The sequence below is a fragment of the Scandinavium hiltneri genome (assembly GCF_024764835.1).
Classification (GTDB): domain Bacteria; phylum Pseudomonadota; class Gammaproteobacteria; order Enterobacterales; family Enterobacteriaceae; genus Scandinavium; species Scandinavium hiltneri.
Genome location: NZ_JALIGE010000076.1, coordinates 1,132,601 through 1,149,690 on the forward strand (window position 1 = coordinate 1,132,601; position 17,090 = coordinate 1,149,690).

Here is a 17,090-nt window from a genome sequence, read left to right on the forward strand (position 1 = left end):
ATGACAGCGGGTTACGCCTAGTCTACCGCAGCCAGGGGAGATACGGACAGTTTGGCGCACGATTTTTCGGCGATTTCCACGATATTCTTTGGTTATCGGCCGCAGTGGCTTACGAGGCGATGACGGTCATTGCCTCGGGCCAGGACCGCGAGCTTCCCGTTTTACAGTCCGCCCTTCACGGCAGGGCGTTTTATATCGGCGCATTGGGCAGCTATAGGACGCATTGTCAGCGCTGCCAATCGCTGAGGGAGCGTGGCGAGCGGTGCCACGACACATAAACCCGATGCGATTCTGCACGACCAATCGGTGATAACGCATGTGATTCAGGCGGTAAAAGACGCAGGGCTGGAATGGCATTTGGTCAGGCCGAAAGGCGGCACACGTGGCATGGGTGAATCCATTGCGTTAGGCGTCAGCGCCACCGTGCACGCTGCAGGCTGGTTGATTCTGCCCGGCGATTTACCGCTGATTCAGCCCGATTCTCTACGGCGTGTCGCCGAAGGATTACGCGAAAAGCCAGCGGTGGTACCGCATTATCGCCAGCAGAAAGGGCATCCGGTGGCGTTCAGCCATAACTTTCTGCCACAGTTGGCGGCCCTGATGGGCGATTCCGGTGCGAAAGAGATTGTCCGTAGCGCCCGGCTTTCGCATCAAGTTCTTGATCTGGACTTGCAGGATGTTGGGATTGTGCACGACATCGACACGCTGGCGGATTTAGTGCGGGCAGAGCAGGTGCTCAGCCAGCGTCAATGACGCTGGCAACGGACGGAGATGCCGCCTAATTCGCGGAAACCCAAGGCCCTCCATCGCACCGTCGTCTACAGTTAATGTTATCAATCATTTGTAGAACAACTGACCTTATGGGTTTTTCGCTAAGGACTCACTTATTCACGCGACTGCGGCTGCTGATTTCAATCGCTGCAGGCGTTATCTGTTATTTCGCCCTTCCCGCTTCGGTAGGCACGCTGCAACGCCTGCTGATCGGCTGGAATGTTGTGGCCTGGCTGTACCTGATGTTTATCTGGTGTCGGATGTTGCGTACCGACGTGAAAGATATTCCGCGTATCGCCAAAATTCAGGATCAAAGCGCTGCGCTGGTGTTGGGTATGGTTATCGTCGCGTGCATGGCCAGCATCGTGGCGATTCTGAGCGAACTTTCATCCCTGCACTCGCTTTCCGGCACGCCGCGCATTCTTCATGTTGTCCTGACGGCCACGACGCTGATTGTCTCCTGGGCATTGCTGCCGAGCGCGTTCGCGATGCATTACGCGCACCATCATTACCTGCATCGCGGCAAAGGGGTTTCACCGATGATCTTCCCGGAAAAACCCGAAGACCCCGATTACTGGGATTTCCTCTATTTTGCTTTTACGATTGCCGTTGCGTCGCAAACGGCGGATGTTGCCACTGGCACCACCGAGATGCGCCAGATTACGCTCTTGCAGTCCGTCATCTCATTTATCTTTAATCTGGCAATTTTAGGATTATCGGTCAACGTCGGCGCCGGATTGCTGAGCTGAATCTGAATTAATGAGAAATTCTAATTAACCCTAGCGGATTGCACCCTCTAATCAAATAAATCACCCTGCGCTATTCTTTGCCGACACAACAGCGAAGGATAACGTCATGCAATCTGTAAAACTGAACAACGGCATTGAAATGCCCCTGCTGGGCTTTGGTGTATTTCAGATGACGGATGCCGCCGAATGCGAGCGCGCCGTAATTGATGCCATCGAAACCGGCTATCGCCTGATTGATACCGCCGCCTCTTATCAGAATGAAACTCAGGTCGGCAATGCGCTGAAACAGAGCGGTATCGCGCGCGATGAACTGTTTGTCACCACCAAACTGTGGCTGCAGGACACACATTACGAAGGCGCTAAAGCGCAGTTCGAACGCTCACTCAATCGCCTGCAGCTGGACTATGTCGATCTGTATCTGATTCACCAGCCTTATGGCGACGTGCACGGCGCATGGCGCGCGATGGAAGAACTGCATCAGGCCGGGAAAATCCGGGCCATTGGCGTGAGCAACTTCCACCCGGACCGTCTCGCCGACCTTACCGCATTTAATAAGGTGGTTCCGGCAGTTAACCAGATTGAAGTGAACCCGTTCAACCAACAGCTGCACGCGGTGCCGTGGATGCAAACCCACGGGATCCAGCCTGAAGCATGGGCACCGTTTGCCGAAGGGAAAAACGGCCTGTTCCAGCACCCGGTGTTGACCACCCTCGGCGCGAAATACGGCAAAAGCGTGGGCCAGGTGGTCCTGCGTTGGATCTTCCAGCGCGGCATTGTGTCGCTGGCAAAAACGGTGCGTAAAGCGCGGATGGAAGAGAACATCACTATTCTCGACTTCGAACTCAGCCAGGAAGACATGCTGCAAATCACCGCGCTCGACAGCGCAACCAGCGCGTTCTTCTCGCATCGCGATCCGGCGATGGTGCAGTGGCTGACCGGCCGTAAACTCGACGTGTAATGAGGAATTGTTAATGCAAAAACGTTATCTCGGTAAATCAGGCCTTGAAGTCTCAGCGCTGGGTCTGGGCTGCATGGGCCTCAGCCACGGTTATGGTCCGGCAACGGACACCCGTCAGGCCATTGAACTGATCCGCAACGCCGTCGAGCGCGGCGTGACCTTCTTCGACACCGCTGAAGTGTACGGCCCATATCTGAACGAAGAAGTGGTTGGCGAAGCGTTAAAACCGTTCCGCGACCATGTGGTTATCGCCACGAAATTTGGTTTCACCTTCGGGGAGGATAACAAGCAGCAGATTTTGAACAGCCGCCCAGAGCATATCCGTCAGGCAGTTGAAGGATCGCTGCGCCGCCTCAAAACCGATGTGATTGATCTGCTGTATCAGCACCGCGTTGACCCGGATGTGCCGATTGAAGACGTCGCGGGCGTGGTGAAAGAACTGATTGCAGAAGGGAAAGTGAAGCACTTCGGCCTGTCCGAAGCGGGCGCGCAAACCATTCGCCGGGCACATGCCGTGCAGCCCATCGCCGCATTGCAGAGTGAATATTCAATGTGGTGGCGTGAGCCTGAGCATGAAATTCTGCCGGTGCTGGAAGAGTTAGGCATTGGGTTTGTGCCCTTCAGCCCGTTGGGTAAAGGCTTCCTGACCGGGGCCATCAAATCCGGTACCACCTTTGGCGCGGATGATTTCCGCAGCAAAGTGCCGCGTTTTGCCGCCGAGGCCATTGAGGCCAATGAAAATCTGCTCACCGTGCTCGGCGAACTGGCTGGCGGAAAAGGCGTGACCAATGCGCAAATCGCGCTCGCCTGGCTGCTGGCGCAGAAACCGTGGATTGTGCCGATTCCGGGCACGACCAAACTGCATCGACTGGAAGAAAACCTCGGCGCAGCGGACATCACCCTGTCTCAGGATGAGTTACGTAAAATTGGTCTGGCACTTGAAACGGTGAAAATCGTCGGCGACCGTTATCCGGCCGCACTTCAGGCTCGCGTGGGCCGTTAAGGTTCTGTCTGGCTTGCCACTTTCTTTGGCAAGCCAGCTATTCCGAATAGCGCAGCGCGTCTATCATCAGCGCAAACGCCGGAGGATGCTGTTTGCGGCTCGGGTAATACAAATAATATCCCGGGAACGACGGGCACCATTCTTTTAATACCTGAACCAGCTCGCCAGATTCAACCTGCGCCTGAATCGCATCTTCAGGAATGCAGGCGATACCAAACCCGGACAGCACCGCGTCGATGCGTTCCGGCAACAGGTTAAATGTCAGTTGCCCGTCGACTCTGACACGCAGCGGTTTCCCTTCCCGTTCGAACTCCCAGTGATAAAGCCCCCCGGCAGTCGGCAAACGCATATTGATACACCGATGATGCTGTAGCTCATGTGGCGTTTTCGGGGCCGGATTTTCCGCGAAATAGGCCGGAGAGCCAACGACTGCCATCCGCATATCCGGGGCAATTCGCACCGCGACCATATCTTTATCCACGCTTTCGCCCAGACGAATGCCCGCATCAAAGCGCCCTTCTACGATATCGACAAAGCCATTATCAACTACCAGCTCAACGTTGATCTCCGGGTATTGACGCAGAAACGGTTTCAGCTTTGGCCACAGCACGCTGCGCGCCGAATGCTCTCCGGCGGAAATACGGATATTGCCTGAGGTGCTCCCGTTCAATTGAATGAGCGTTGACAGCTCCTGCTCGAGGTCAGCAATGCGCGGTTCAAGGCAGGCAATAATCCGCTCCCCCGCTTCTGTCGGTGCCACGCTGCGAGTGGTTCGGGTCAGCAGCCGAATGTTCAGCCGCTCTTCCAGCGCCTTGATGGCATGGCTCAATGCCGACTGTGAAACACCCAACTTACCGGCCGCTTTGGTAAAACTTCGCTCTCTGGCCACCACCAGAAAGATCTGTAGCTCGTTGAAGTTTTCTTTAAGCATGGCTCATTCCTTTTTGAACGCGACGACGGGTGGGGACTCACAAAGGAGAGTAACAGCTCGCGCCTGCGATTGCTTCCGGGGAAATGCGCGGTCGCCCAGTTGAGGATTTGCGGCGATTAAATATATGCCTGATATTTACGGAGCGTAATGATTACGTATATTCCACAACGTTGTTGTTCATATTTGGATTCGGACCCCTTTCATTAAGAATGATCCCATTTACATCGACACATCCCACTCAGTTTGGTGTATATTCATTGCCCAGAGAAATTTGCGTAATTCCGGGCCGATGAGCGAGACATTCCGAATCAATCTCAGCGCCTGAAGGACGTGTTAAAGCATATAAAGGAATGACATGTACGGGTTAGTTTTGATTATCTCATTTGCCTCCGGCGCGACTCAAAGCAACGTTATCGGGGCCTACAGCAGCCTGGCGCAGTGTGAGGCGGCATCGCAATCTCACCCTTCTGACACACATTGCGCTTACATCGATCCAGATAAAGGCCTGCTCGCAGTCAAACCGAAGAACAACGATGCCACGCAGTCCTGACACCAATATCGCGCGTCCGCTTTGTCCGAACTAATAATTCCCGCTGACGCACTATATGCCTGATAGCGAGATGATTTCTGTCTCGTGATTATTATGTTGCTTTATATAATCGATGAATGTTCTAAAGCCATACGACAGGTATTTTCTGCTGGGATAATAGAGTTGAAAGCCGGGTCGTGCAGGCAACCACTCTTCAAGTACAGAGACTAAAACACCATCATTGATGTAAGTGGCGACCTGATCATGCAATAAATAGCCCATCCCAACGCCCTGTAGAACAAGATCTAACTCCAGGTCGAGGTCGTCAACGGTGATATTACCGCCGACGGCGGTTTCAATCTTGTTGGAATTTCGTTCAAACTCCCAGTAATAAGGCCGGCCGCCAGGAAATTGAAAACGGATGCATTCATGTTGCATCAGTGTCTCCGGAGTGGCCGGTTTGCCGTAGCGTTCAAAATAGCCCGGAGTCGCGACCACAGCGAAACGCACCGATGGGCCAATTGGAATAGCAATCATATCTTTTTCAACAATCGCGTTTAGCCTCACTCCTGCGTCAAACTGTCCGCTGACAATATCGGTAATTCTGTCATCGGTCGTTATCTCAACTTTAATGTCCGGGTACCGGGCTACAAACCCAGCCACCGCACGCGAGAGATACAGGCGTGCCCCTTGGCGTACCGCGTTGATGCGTACGGTTCCCATTGGGCTGTCTCGATATTGGTTTAGCTGGTCGATTGTCAGATGAATATCTTCAAAAGCAGGGCGAAGTCGGTCATAAAGTTGCTGACCTGCTTCGGTGAGCGATACGCTGCGTGTTGTTCGACTAAATAAGCGAATCTTTAAACGTTGTTCCAATAGTCGAATCGAATGGCTCACGGCCGATGATGAAATTTCCAGCTCTTCGCCTGCCTGTCGAAAACTGGCATGTTTGGCGACAGCAATGAAAGTGGTGAAATCTGTCAGAGGATTTTTCATTCGCAGCGGCTCATAATTAGTGAGTATTTCTCAATAACCCATGATATTTACTGATATTTATAGCATGAATTTAGTGATGTAGAGTCCTCACATCAACACGCATGTGAGAAAAACATCATGAAACAGCAATTCGCATCAAACACCTACTTAGTATGGGCACATCCTCGTGTCGACTCGCTTACAGCGGCGATAGTAGGAGAAATCAAGCAAGAAGCAGGACGCCAGAACATGGGCATTACCGAGCTCGATTTATATCGTGCTAATTTTAATCCGGTTTTGCCCCCTGACGAGGAGCCTGACTGGTCAAACCCAGATAAAGTTTTCTCAAAGGAGGTTACCGAGCTTTTTCAGGCTATGGAAAATCATGACAACATCGTGGTTGTGTTCCCGGTGTGGTGGTTCGCCTTCCCCGCAATACTAAAAGGATATATTGATCGTATTTGGAACTACGGATTAGCCTATGGGCGTGGGCATAAACTGCCCGTTTCATCGGTTCGTTGGGTAGCATTAGTGGGGGGCGCAGAAAAAAAATTTAAGCAGATGGGTAAAGATACGTTTATGACAGACCAGCTTAATGGCCTGGCAAAATACTGTGGAACACCCGATTCAGATGTAGCATTTCTTTATAATACGATTGGCTTTGAAGAGAACATCAATAACGCGGATACGCATTATCAGCAACTGTTGGCACAGGCCCGTTCAGTGGTGGTTGAGCTGACAGATAAAGTACGTGAAACAGGCAACACGACCAGCGCGTAAATCACTGATGCCGCGCTGACTCAGTCAGCGTGACTGTAATGAAAATTGTGTAATTGCCTGTTTTTGATATGTTCACTCCATTAACGGAGACAGGTAAATTTGATCCTACCCGCGAAGAGTGGACACGCGACTAAATGAGCAAACTCTCAACCAGAGGTGATGTGATGGACGCCCCTTCCCAGCCTAAGTTCTGCCACACTTATGCTGAATGTCTTTATCACAGAGGAACAACATCATGAACTCGATAAAAGTTGTCGGGATCGATTTGGCCAAATCTGTTTTTCAGGTATGTGTCTGGATGAGTGATGGAACTGTTGCATTCAATCGAAAAATTCCCAGAAATAAGCTTTTGGATACCCTCCGCCAGTTTCCAGTTAAGACCCTGATTGCAATGGAAGCTTGCGCTACTTCGCATTACTGGGGACGAACTTTCCAGTCAATTGGGCTTCTCGTTCGTCTTATCCCGACACAACATGTTAAGGCTTTTACCCGTCATCAAAAAAATGATGCTAATGACGCACTGGCGATCTGTGAGGCTGCACTACGCCCAGGTATCCATTTTGTGACGATAAAAACTGTCAGCCAACAGGATATTAAAGCTCTTCGCAGCGCTCGCCAGCTAATGGTCGAACAACGCACTGCAGTGGTAAATCAAGCTCGGGCACTGGCTGCTGAACAAGGGATTGAACTCCCTGCGGGCATTCATATCCTGCCACAACGATTGCCTGAACTTATTGAAGATCCGGCGCTGGATATTTCCCCGGTACTACGCGGCTTACTTTTTTCGCTACTGGAAAACATTCATTTGCTTAATGAGCGTATCCGCCTGGTGGAACACAATATTTTGGCTTTATGCCAGCAACTACCAAAATACAAAATATTGATGACAATACCGGGAGTTGGTCCTCTCATAGCGGCTGCATTTTTAAGTGAAGTCAATGCAGAACAGTTTACGAATGGCAGGCAACTCTCTTCCTGGTGCGGTCTTGTACCCAGGCAGCGTAGTTCGGGGGAAAAAACAATCTCTCCTCAATGACTAAAAATGGAAACCGTGACCTTCGAACGCTGATTATCCATGGAGCACGGTCAGTAATGTTCTGGTCACAGAAGCGCGATGATGCACTGGGACGATGGATGAAACATCTTATTGAGCGAAGAGGCAAAATGAAAGCGACGGTTGCATTAGCTAATAAGCTGACACGCATTATCTGGAGATTATTAACCGGAACAGAAAATTTCAATATAAACAAAGCGTTCTCAACAAACTAATTGACCATTATTCTGAAGCCACCACAATTTAATTGAGTTTGCAGACACTGATGAGAAAACGGCAGACCGACCCTGTAAAATCCTGGCGTGAGTTCTGGTAGTAACATACCGGTGAGGTGATAAGGAAACAGGGTGCGGATGACATCATGGCGCAGGAAACCTCTTCCATAAGTGACGCCGGATATATGACAGCGAACCGTATCAAATCAGTATTTGCATTACACTGGGCGTCCATATATGACTCATGACAAAACCAGCTGACCTGCTCCCAGGATTAGATACAACACTCAATTAGTAACGTCGGAATTTTCATTCTCAGAATGACCCTTTCTCCAGCCCGCCGCAAATTCAGACGGCGTCTGATTATTTAACGATGAATGTGGTCTTTGCTGGTTATATTCCTGTCGCCAGCACTCGATCTTCTCCTGAGCATCTTCCAGTGACAGGAACCAGTGAACATTCAGACATTCATCACGCAGGCTGCCGTTGAATGACTCGACCAGTGCATTGTCTGTGGGTTTTCCCGGCCGCGAGAAGTCCATCGTCACCTTATTTTCATACGCCCATCTGTCCAGCGATTTAGAGATAAATTCGCTGCCATTATCCGTCTGCAACCGGTGTGGCACACGCTGCTTCATTCGCTTCAGGCGCTCCATAACGGCAACTACATCCTCTCCCCGCAGCCCCTGACCAACCTCTATCGCCAGGCATTCACGACTAAAATTATCCACTACAGTCAGGGCACGGATCCGACGTCCGTTGAACAGATTATCAGCAACAAAATCCATGCTCCAGCACTGATCTACAGCGCTGACTTCCGGACGGACGTGTCGGTGCCTGGCAGTGACATGCCGACGGGGACGTTTGTCCGTAGATTCAGTCCTTCCAGACAATATATTCGGTGAGTTTTCTTATGGTTTACTAACCAGCTTTCACGGCGCAAAAGAATATGAATACGCTGACAGCCATAGCGGACACGCGCCTCAGCAATCTCTCTTATCCGGTGAGTCAGGGCCCTGTCATCACGGCTGCTGCGATAGTTGTATACCGTGCGACTCTGCATCATCAAACGGCAACCACGGCGCAGACCAATACGATATGCGTCCAGTAGGTAAGTCACCGCTTCCCGCTTCTGGACGGGCCTCAGAACTTTTTTCGAATGACATCCTGGAGCATTTCCTTGTCCAGACTGAGGTCTGCCACCAGACGACGGAGTCGTTGGTTTTCATCCTCCAGTTGCCGCAGACGACGCAGTTCCGTCACGCCCATCCCGCCAAATTTTTTCTTCCAGTTGTAAAAAGTGGCTTCAGAAATGCCCATCTTTCTGCACACTTCCTCCACTCTGGTGCCGGTTTCGGCCTGTTTCAGCGCAAATGCAATCTGTTCTTCGGTATAACGGGTCTTTTTCATGGCGATTAGCCTCTCTGTGAGATGAAAGAAAGACCGGATACTTCAGTTTAGACTGGTACGGTTTACAGGGGGGAGATCACACTCCGGGCAGTAAATGTTCATCACTCGCATCATTGAACCTCTTTTGCCTGCCAGAAGAAGGGATTTTGGTTCCCTTCCTCTTGTTCTGTACGTGTAACACTGGTAACACGTGCAACATCGTTGATTTAAATGGATTTAATCTGTTACCAGTAGACTTAATCAAGAGGTAACGAGTGGTAACACCCTGATTTTTGTTACCTCTGTTACCAGTGTTACCTCATATAAATAAGACTCACGCGGTTACTATTCAGGATCGGCACTACCCAATACTTGCGTATTAAACTGGTACACACGCTTAGCGGGCTGGACGACCGCCATTACTGTGCCGGGTCGAATGACTGGATGATGCCCGGCATCGCGACGCGAATATGGTTCTTTGTGGTTTCCCGCTCAGATTTGAATGTTTCAGCAAGGTCCCCGCTGCGCGTCTGGTCTGATACGACCATTTGGTAGGCTCCAGAAAGCAAAACCCCGCCGAAGCGGGTCTGTTTTAATTATCGATAATGTCGTCTATTGCGTATAAATCATCGTGATGTAGCAAGAGTATGGATTGAGATTTAGCCAATTGCCTTGCCGATGGAGTGTAAGTATTGTTTGTTACAACAATACCCAAATGAGCACCATAGTAACCTCTCCCGGCTATTACCTCTTGCACGGCTTTATTCCCTACCGGTGATGAATACTTTTTACACTGGATAGCAATTGTTAACCCATCCTTTTCAGCGAGAACGTCTACACCTTGATCACCTGACCCTTGGGTAACACGTGACTCCCAGCCCTGTTCAGCAAGGATTCCAGCGCAATACTCCTCGTACTCAACCGGGGTCATGTCATCAATGTTCGTATTAACGGTTATTTCGTTTTCTAACAAATACTCATTGATCAAATCATCAAGGAGATAAACTTGATCGAATGAGTCAATGCCGTCGTAATATGGCGTTGTATAAGATGAGTATCTTAATTTGGATAAGTAATATTCTTTTTCTTTTACCCACTTATCATATACCACATTGCCATAGTCATCTTTGGTGACTAATGAATTTCTTTTTCTGGCAAGGGTTTGAATATGTTTTGAGATTTCTTCCTTGAAAAATTGCTCATCCTTTTCTCTCGCGCTAACTCGAAGAGATTGAACAATCCTTCCCCATGCATTAGGACAATGTACCCTTCTGACATAAATTACCGCTCCCCATCCGATAAAGACGATAGCAACCAGAAGGCCACCAGATGCACCGCCTACCGAACAAACGAAAAATAAAATGGCAAAAGCAGCGAAAATAGCAATAGAGCGCTTCGCTGTATACTTATCAAGAGGAACATACTCCACTGTTTTCATCCCATTAACATCTAAATAATAGGTGACATTATATACACCCATCTATCTGTTGTGGAACAAAAAAAGCCAAATTTCCTTTAGCCAGAAAGCTTCTTACACGGGAAAGAACCAATGATTTTCGGCGCATCCATGCTGTTTTGCAGCAACTGCACATTCAGGAAGCGTTCTCTGTTCCCGGGTATGCGCATTTGGCACCGAACAACATGCCATGCAAATTGACTCATTCCTGGCGGGGAATGGCACAAATATGGCACAAGGGACGTTTGCTGATTTGGTGAATATCGCGTGAACCCGCGTGGTTACTGGTGCCGATAATAGGAGTCGAACCTACGACCTTCGCATTACGAATGCGAAGTACTATCAAATTTAATCATTTGAAAACAAACATCATTTTAGTTTAAACGACTGAAATATAGTGGTTTATATATTTTACGATGTTGATTGATATTCCTCGATGTTGATCCATATTCCTGCATTTTACTTACACTAGCCGTTACATTATCGTAAGCGATAACTCCCAACTGGAAAAACCAAAATGGCTTCAAAGAGACAAAAGCTCACCTTTGAGCGTATCCGCAAGTTTGCATTGCCAGAAGGGAAGGCACAAGCATTTCTCTGGGATGCTGATGTAACAACCCTTGCTTGTCGCGTAACCAGCGGCGCTAAAGCTTTCGTATTTCAAAGCGTCTATGTCGGAAAGACTCTACGTATGACAATTGGCAACGTAAATGATTGGAGAATTGACGAGGCCAGAGCAGAAGCTCGCCGCCTGCAAACTTTGATTGATACAGGCATAGATCCGCGTGTAGCAAAAGCAAGCAAACTTGCAGAAACGGAGTTACATCAGACTAATTTCCATAAGGCGAAGGTCACGTTTTCGACAGCATGGGGAGATTATATTGATGAATTGAAAGGAGGTATCAGCGCTAAAACTAAACGTCCCTATTCTGAGCGATACATTACTGACCACGTGAACCTATCCAACCGTGGGGGTGAGGAGAAGAAAAGAGGTGAAGGTCTAACTACAGCCGGACCTTTAGCTAGCCTTCTCGATCTACCGCTATCTGAACTCACTTCAGAAAAAATTGCATTTTGGCTTGATACTGAAAGGCGAATCCGTCCAAGCGTCGCTGCTCATTCCTACCGCCTACTTAGGGCATTTACGAAATGGCTTGGTTATCAGAAAAAGTACCAAGGGATTATCCCCACCGATATGCTTCAGGATCATAACGTCAGAAAGCTAGTTCCAGCGTCATCAAGCAAGGAAGGTGATTGTTTACAAAAAGAGCAGCTAAAGAGCTGGTTTATGGCCGTACGTCAATTAAGCACCCCGGTTGCATCTGCTTACCTTCAAGTCCTCCTACTTACGGGAGCCCGACGAGAAGAAATCGCCTCTCTATGTTGGTCCGATGTAGATTTTAGGTGGTCCAGTATGACAATTAAAGACAAAATCGAAGGTGAACGAATCATCCCTCTCACCCCCTATGTGGCTCAATTACTACGTCAGTTGGGTAATTGTTCAACGCCCGAGAATGCACCGAATGACTGGGTTTTTCGCAGTAAGAGTCTAAGCGGTAAAATTGTCGAACCCCGTTCAGCACACAATCGAGCTCTTGCCAGTGCTGAGCTTCCTCATATTAGCCTTCATGGATTACGCCGTAGTTTTGGCACACTCGCAGAATGGGTAGAAGTACCAACTGGAATTGTTGCTCAAATCATGGGCCACAAACCCAGTGCTATTGCAGAAAAACATTACCGTCGTCGCCCACTCGACTTACTAAGACAGTGGCACGAGAGGATCGAGAGTTGGATATTAGAACAGGCTGATATTACAGCAGATGGATAATTAGTCCTGAGCGGTGTTGATTAGTGTTGATTTATCTATATCCAACTACGAATCGCATTTTTAGTCTTGACTTTAAACTAATAAATCATATGTACTATGACTCGAACCTATAACAAAGCAGGAGAAGAAAATGCTTATCTCAATACCGCCTGATAAGGCAGATGAGTTAGTGGAAGTACCTCTGTATGAGCTGACTCCTCTCGACCATGAAAACGTGGATGAACCGGTTAGACATTCGCAGAGCCAGCGTAAAAACACCGTTAGCCTCGAAATTTTCGAAACTGAAATGTCTTCGATTAAAAAGAGCTGCGATGAAATTATCGCTTGGCTGAAAAAATTCTTAAACAGAGTTAACCTTGCAAAACGGTACTTGGCTGACGCAGCGGCAACGGTCAAGAAAAAAGTATTGCCCGTAACTCATCGTCGTTCCGCACGTTCGCATCGCAGCAAATCAGTTGCGAAGTCTACGGCGTCTAATTCTTCTAGCGATGGTAGCGACCCCGACCCCGCTTCCCCCCCTGCTGTATCTCTCAGCATCAAAGTAAAATCCGTATTCTCTATCGGTACTGTATTTACTAATCGTCTTTCTCCGGAGGGCGCATAGTGAAACAGCATCCCCCCATCCAAACTAATCATTCTGTTGCAGACCCATGGCAAGTTCTTGATAAAGTACTCAGCCGAATGGGTATTAGTACAGAAGATCTTATCACTATTTTAGAAAGCGTTCAGGGTTTTATTGGCTCTGCTGAAGTTGCTTCCCTGCTAGGCATTGAAAGACAGACTCTGCGCGTGTGGATTTCCAATGGCAAGCTGCCTGAAGGTTTTCCTCAACCTTATAAGGTTAATAGGGCTAATAAGTGGCGTAGAACAGATGTCAACGCATACTTCACAAACCTGACGAATAAAGTCTGACGCAGTTTACTACCTGGCGCAGTCATACCTGCGCCGTATGACCAATAGAAAGTATGGAGATAATAATGGAAACTATATATGACCCTGGTGAAGAATATGATTACGTAATAGTACGTACGGAGCTAAATGATGAATCACCCATCAACTGGCAATTTGTCAATTCGGAACGTCGACTTTTCAAATCGGCAAAAACAATGCCGAAGCCAGAAGAGCAGAATATGGATAAGAAAGAGTTTCCGATAGAGTTACTTGGCAAAAAAGTACGTGATGTCATTCTGTACGCGAACGCTGAATTGGAAGTTTCCTACGGAATGGCAGTAAGCACTGTGTTTTCGGCTATCTCATTTACATGTCAGAATTATGTTGTAGTTGAACACCCTGTATCTAAAGAGCTGTTACCACCAACGAATTATTTCATGTCTATAGCTGAGTCTACTACGGGAAAATCCTTTAGTACTAACATACTGATGAAACCAGTGGATGACCTGTTCAAGAAATTACCTTTATCCTCAGCAAAAGCTACGGATGAACATAAGGTTACTCATGGGGTATGGCGCACCGAGGAAAAAATCTTGGTGCGCCAGAAAGGATCAAAAGATCCTGAAATAAAAGCTAAGGCTGATAAGCAATATATCAACCACCTCAAGAACGAACCAAAAGCCCCCAAGAACCCGCCTCTGTTATATGAGAATACTGATATTGAGGGTTTTATTCGTGGGGTAAATGAGTACCCTGAAGGTTTGCTTAAATCTACTGAAGGTGCATACCTGTCATCAATGAGTCGCGAATTCCTTTTATTCCTGAGTAAGGGTTATAGCAATGAACCTGTGAGTAAAGGAATTCGTGGTAAACATTTGTCGGTGACACCAAACCTAACAGCACTCGTTATGATGCAATGCAAACCATTTTACGAATTCCTTTGTAAGAAAGAAGGGTTTGCTCGTGAATGTGGTCTGGTAAGTCGATTCAATTACTTCTTACTTGATTATAAGGATGATCAACCCAGTTTCTTTACGGATGTGGATTCCCCTGTAGCACTGGAGAACTATTACAAACTGTTCACGCCTTTATTGGACGGGCTGGATGAACGTATCATCAATGGAGATATGCCTCCCAAAATTGTAATTCGATTAACGGATGACGCTGTAGAACGTTATCGCGAAAAATGGGACGAAATAACGTCAGAAATACTTCCTGGTGGAAAATGGCATCACATTAAAGAAATCGCAACCAGATCACCAGAAAATGCACTACGCCTTGCAAGTAGCCTGCAGTTTTTCAAAAACCAGGATACCAGCGACATCGGAGTGGATGCCTTGAATCGTGCATTTGAAGTAATGGATTACTATCTCCACCAAGCACACAAGATATTCTACCCGCTAACTCAAGAATTCAAAGACAAATGCGAATTTGTCGAACTTGGTCGTGATCTATATGAATGGATCCGTGATCATAATGGCAATAAACCATTCCCTAAAGTGGAAATTAGCCGGGGTCGACGCTACGCGCGTGACATGAAAATTCGTGAAAAAATCTTAGGACAATTAATTAGTCAGGGTGAGATTGCCATTTGTATAATTTATGGGACGGAGTACGTTACTTGGCCTGCAAAAAAATCTAACCAGGAGTGGGAATATACGCTGGTTGAAGATAAATTACCTAAGGACATTGCAGCTCGCCTTACTACTAATACGTTTCGTACTAGTGGTGACATAACTCGTAATCGCGATAACACTGAAAGTACCGGGCCTTACATTGATGTATCCGATATCAAAGAGCGCTATTAATTAACAGACTCACGGTTATGCCAATGTAACATAATAAACGTCATGAGCAGCATGCTGCCTGGCGTTTTTTTTTGCCTTAAAAAATATATTAGCGCAGATTCGAATTGACAGCTTCCTCGCGCTGCACATATCCATATCCTAAAGTCGGTTCTGAGCGTGCTTTGGACGCTAATGACATCCATTTGCATATCCGAGATGGAGCAATAAATGATTTTCAGATGTTTGTTAAACTTGTGGAGGTTTACCGTTAATATTTGTAAAATTGGGTTCTCTTCTTTCAGAAATCCATGAAGGAGTCATTCGATGTCACGTGCCAACAGAGCTACATCGGGTAATACATTATTGACGATTGAAGAATTTTATCTTATTTCTGCGCGACTGCGTTGTCTCAGCCAAACTTGGTATGATCTGTGGCATTTTTTGCGGCTGACCCGTATGGAAACGGGCCGTGCTCTCCGTCTTACCTTTTTGGAGTGTGAACAGTTTTCGTTGCCGTATACTGCCAGAGAGATAATCGATCGGAGACGGAGGGTATATCCGGATGATATCTGGCTTTTTCAGAGCCATTCCAATCGAGTCAAATTTAAAAACCTTCCGGTTACCCATATTGCATTTAATCGGGCAATACGCATTGCATCAACCGGCATGACAAAAAAGAGAGTCAGTAGCAAAAGTGCCAGAAATATTGTGTCGGTAACAGTCAAGCACAGAGCCAATGATATTTAACCTCATTATAACTGCCCCAGCACACAAAATCACTTTACGATATCCCGCTCAGCAAGCCAGCTCAGCATTTTGAGACTGGCAGAATAATAGTCGTCTTCAGCCACAATTTTCGGTTCGCCCGTGTTCACCCCGAAAGTTAAATCACGAACCGCCAGCAGACCGCCATTCATCGGATAAGGTGACGTTTCGTTGCTGACCACGTTGACCCATGCCGGGGTTTGCTCGCGAGAATAATGCTGCCACCAGGCTTTCCACGGTGCCAGTAATGGGCTTTGTGCGTCTTGCCAGCGGAGATACAGTGGGATACGAACCGCATCGAAGCTCGTACGTGGCGGCCACTCTTGTGCGGGTTTCATTTTCCCGTCTGCACTGAGAGCCACCCAATCCGTCGGCAAGTTGGCGTTGCCCCACCCCATTTTACCAATAAGCTTTTTCCCGTCTCGTAACAGGTCACGCCAGACCACCAAATGGCTGTGGTCGGCAAATGCCTGCCAGGCCGGGAAAATAAAGTAGGAAGGATTAAGGTTAACACGGCTGTTCAGATTAAAACCGCGCGCGCCCGGTAGCATGACCTGATAACCGGCATAGGTGATAACCGTGTGCTTAATAAGCGCGCGGGTAATGTCGTCCGACGCTGTGCCGTAGCTGTTTTCCCGCCACTGTTTCTGTGCTTTCAGCAGCGCCCAGGCAATCATCAAATCGCCATCCGTCGCATCGTTTTTATCAGCCACCGGATCCGGTGCAACCGGGTTATAACGCCAGTAAAACAGCCCATTGTCTTTGTTTTTCAGCGTAGTGTTGGTCCACTGCCAAAGCTTATCAAACGTCTGACGGTCATTAAGACTGACCGCCATCAGCATGGCAAATCCTTGCCCTTCGGTATGAGAAACATTCCCGTTACCGGTATCTACCACGCGTCCATCTGGCATCACAAAGCGGGACTTGTAACTCTCCCACGCACCGGCATGAGCAAAAGTGGACATCAGCACTGTCATCGCTATTAATATTCTCACCCGCATAATATCCT

At 48.1% G+C, this 17,090-nt stretch carries 14 protein-coding genes and 4 pseudogenes; 12 read left to right on the plus strand and 6 right to left on the minus strand.

Annotated elements, in window-relative coordinates; genetic code table 11:
* The first annotated feature begins 252 nt into the window (after nt 1-252).
* From MUU47_RS22775 to MUU47_RS22790, 4 genes are all read left to right on the plus strand, one after another.
* Complete coding sequence (locus MUU47_RS22775; RefSeq protein ID WP_258990430.1) at nt 253-753, plus strand: nucleotidyltransferase family protein; 501 nt, start codon at nt 253-255, stop codon at nt 751-753.
* Between the two features lie 107 nt (nt 754-860).
* Complete coding sequence (locus tag MUU47_RS22780) at nt 861-1,520, plus strand: DUF1345 domain-containing protein (protein WP_258990431.1); 660 nt, start codon at nt 861-863, stop codon at nt 1,518-1,520.
* Between the two features lie 106 nt (nt 1,521-1,626).
* Nucleotides 1,627-2,478: an aldo/keto reductase gene (locus MUU47_RS22785; protein WP_258990432.1), complete on the plus strand. Its 852-nt coding sequence runs from the start codon at nt 1,627-1,629 to the stop codon at nt 2,476-2,478.
* 13 nt (nt 2,479-2,491) lie between these two features.
* Nucleotides 2,492-3,481, plus strand: a complete 990-nt coding sequence (locus tag MUU47_RS22790; RefSeq protein ID WP_258990433.1) for an aldo/keto reductase — start codon at nt 2,492-2,494, stop codon at nt 3,479-3,481.
* Nucleotides 3,482-3,518: 37 nt separating this feature from the next.
* On the opposite strand, the gene MUU47_RS22795 is transcribed toward MUU47_RS22790, so the two are convergent.
* The gene (locus MUU47_RS22795; protein ID WP_258990435.1) at nt 3,519-4,412 is read right to left on the minus strand and encodes a LysR family transcriptional regulator; all 894 of its coding nucleotides are present in this window, start codon (nt 4,410-4,412) and stop codon (nt 3,519-3,521) included.
* 355 nt (nt 4,413-4,767) lie between these two features.
* Between MUU47_RS22795 and MUU47_RS22800 the strand changes: the two genes are divergently transcribed.
* Nucleotides 4,768-4,962, plus strand: a complete 195-nt coding sequence (locus MUU47_RS22800; protein ID WP_258990437.1) for a YdfD/YebW family protein — start codon at nt 4,768-4,770, stop codon at nt 4,960-4,962.
* 51 nt (nt 4,963-5,013) lie between these two features.
* Here MUU47_RS22800 and MUU47_RS22805 read toward each other — a convergent pair whose 3' ends face one another.
* Nucleotides 5,014-5,937 carry a LysR family transcriptional regulator gene (locus MUU47_RS22805; RefSeq protein WP_258990438.1) on the minus strand — a complete coding sequence of 308 codons (924 nt, stop codon included), beginning with the start codon at nt 5,935-5,937 and terminating at the stop codon, nt 5,014-5,016.
* 117 nt (nt 5,938-6,054) lie between these two features.
* Between MUU47_RS22805 and MUU47_RS22810 the strand changes: the two genes are divergently transcribed.
* Complete coding sequence (locus MUU47_RS22810) at nt 6,055-6,696, plus strand: NAD(P)H oxidoreductase (RefSeq protein WP_258990439.1); 642 nt, start codon at nt 6,055-6,057, stop codon at nt 6,694-6,696.
* A 235-nt stretch (nt 6,697-6,931) separates the two neighbouring features.
* Nucleotides 6,932-7,965 (plus strand): annotated as a pseudogene (locus MUU47_RS22815) (IS110 family RNA-guided transposase).
* A gap of 287 nt (nt 7,966-8,252) precedes the next feature.
* Here the strand turns inward: MUU47_RS22815 and MUU47_RS22820 are convergent.
* From MUU47_RS22820 to MUU47_RS22830, 3 genes and pseudogenes are all read right to left on the minus strand, one after another.
* A pseudogene (locus MUU47_RS22820) lies at nt 8,253-9,375 on the minus strand (IS3 family transposase).
* A 372-nt stretch (nt 9,376-9,747) separates the two neighbouring features.
* Nucleotides 9,748-9,902: pseudogene (locus tag MUU47_RS22825) on the minus strand (Gp138 family membrane-puncturing spike protein); the annotation flags it as partial.
* Between the two features lie 44 nt (nt 9,903-9,946).
* Nucleotides 9,947-10,792 carry a restriction endonuclease gene (locus MUU47_RS22830; RefSeq protein WP_258990440.1) on the minus strand — a complete coding sequence of 282 codons (846 nt, stop codon included), beginning with the start codon at nt 10,790-10,792 and terminating at the stop codon, nt 9,947-9,949.
* A 460-nt stretch (nt 10,793-11,252) separates the two neighbouring features.
* On the opposite strand from MUU47_RS22830, the pseudogene MUU47_RS22835 reads away from it, so the two are divergent.
* The 5 genes and pseudogenes from MUU47_RS22835 (at nt 11,253) to MUU47_RS22855 (ending at nt 16,063) form a co-directional block, all read left to right on the plus strand.
* Nucleotides 11,253-12,638, plus strand: a pseudogene (locus MUU47_RS22835) (tyrosine-type recombinase/integrase).
* A gap of 130 nt (nt 12,639-12,768) precedes the next feature.
* Nucleotides 12,769-13,242, plus strand: a complete 474-nt coding sequence (locus MUU47_RS22840) for a hypothetical protein (RefSeq protein WP_258990441.1) — start codon at nt 12,769-12,771, stop codon at nt 13,240-13,242.
* The gene (locus tag MUU47_RS22845; RefSeq protein ID WP_258990442.1) at nt 13,242-13,550 is read left to right on the plus strand and encodes a helix-turn-helix transcriptional regulator; all 309 of its coding nucleotides are present in this window, start codon (nt 13,242-13,244) and stop codon (nt 13,548-13,550) included. Before MUU47_RS22840 ends, MUU47_RS22845 begins: the two co-directional genes overlap by 1 nt.
* A 65-nt stretch (nt 13,551-13,615) precedes the next feature.
* Nucleotides 13,616-15,337: a DUF3987 domain-containing protein gene (locus tag MUU47_RS22850; RefSeq protein WP_258990443.1), complete on the plus strand. Its 1,722-nt coding sequence runs from the start codon at nt 13,616-13,618 to the stop codon at nt 15,335-15,337.
* Nucleotides 15,338-15,640: 303 nt separating this feature from the next.
* The gene (locus tag MUU47_RS22855) at nt 15,641-16,063 is read left to right on the plus strand and encodes a hypothetical protein (RefSeq protein WP_258990444.1); all 423 of its coding nucleotides are present in this window, start codon (nt 15,641-15,643) and stop codon (nt 16,061-16,063) included.
* A 29-nt stretch (nt 16,064-16,092) separates the two neighbouring features.
* Here MUU47_RS22855 and MUU47_RS22860 read toward each other — a convergent pair whose 3' ends face one another.
* Entirely contained in the window at nt 16,093-17,082 is a 990-nt protein-coding gene (locus MUU47_RS22860) for a family 8 glycosyl hydrolase (RefSeq protein ID WP_258990447.1), read from the minus strand.
* Between the last annotated feature and the right edge of the window lie 8 nt (nt 17,083-17,090).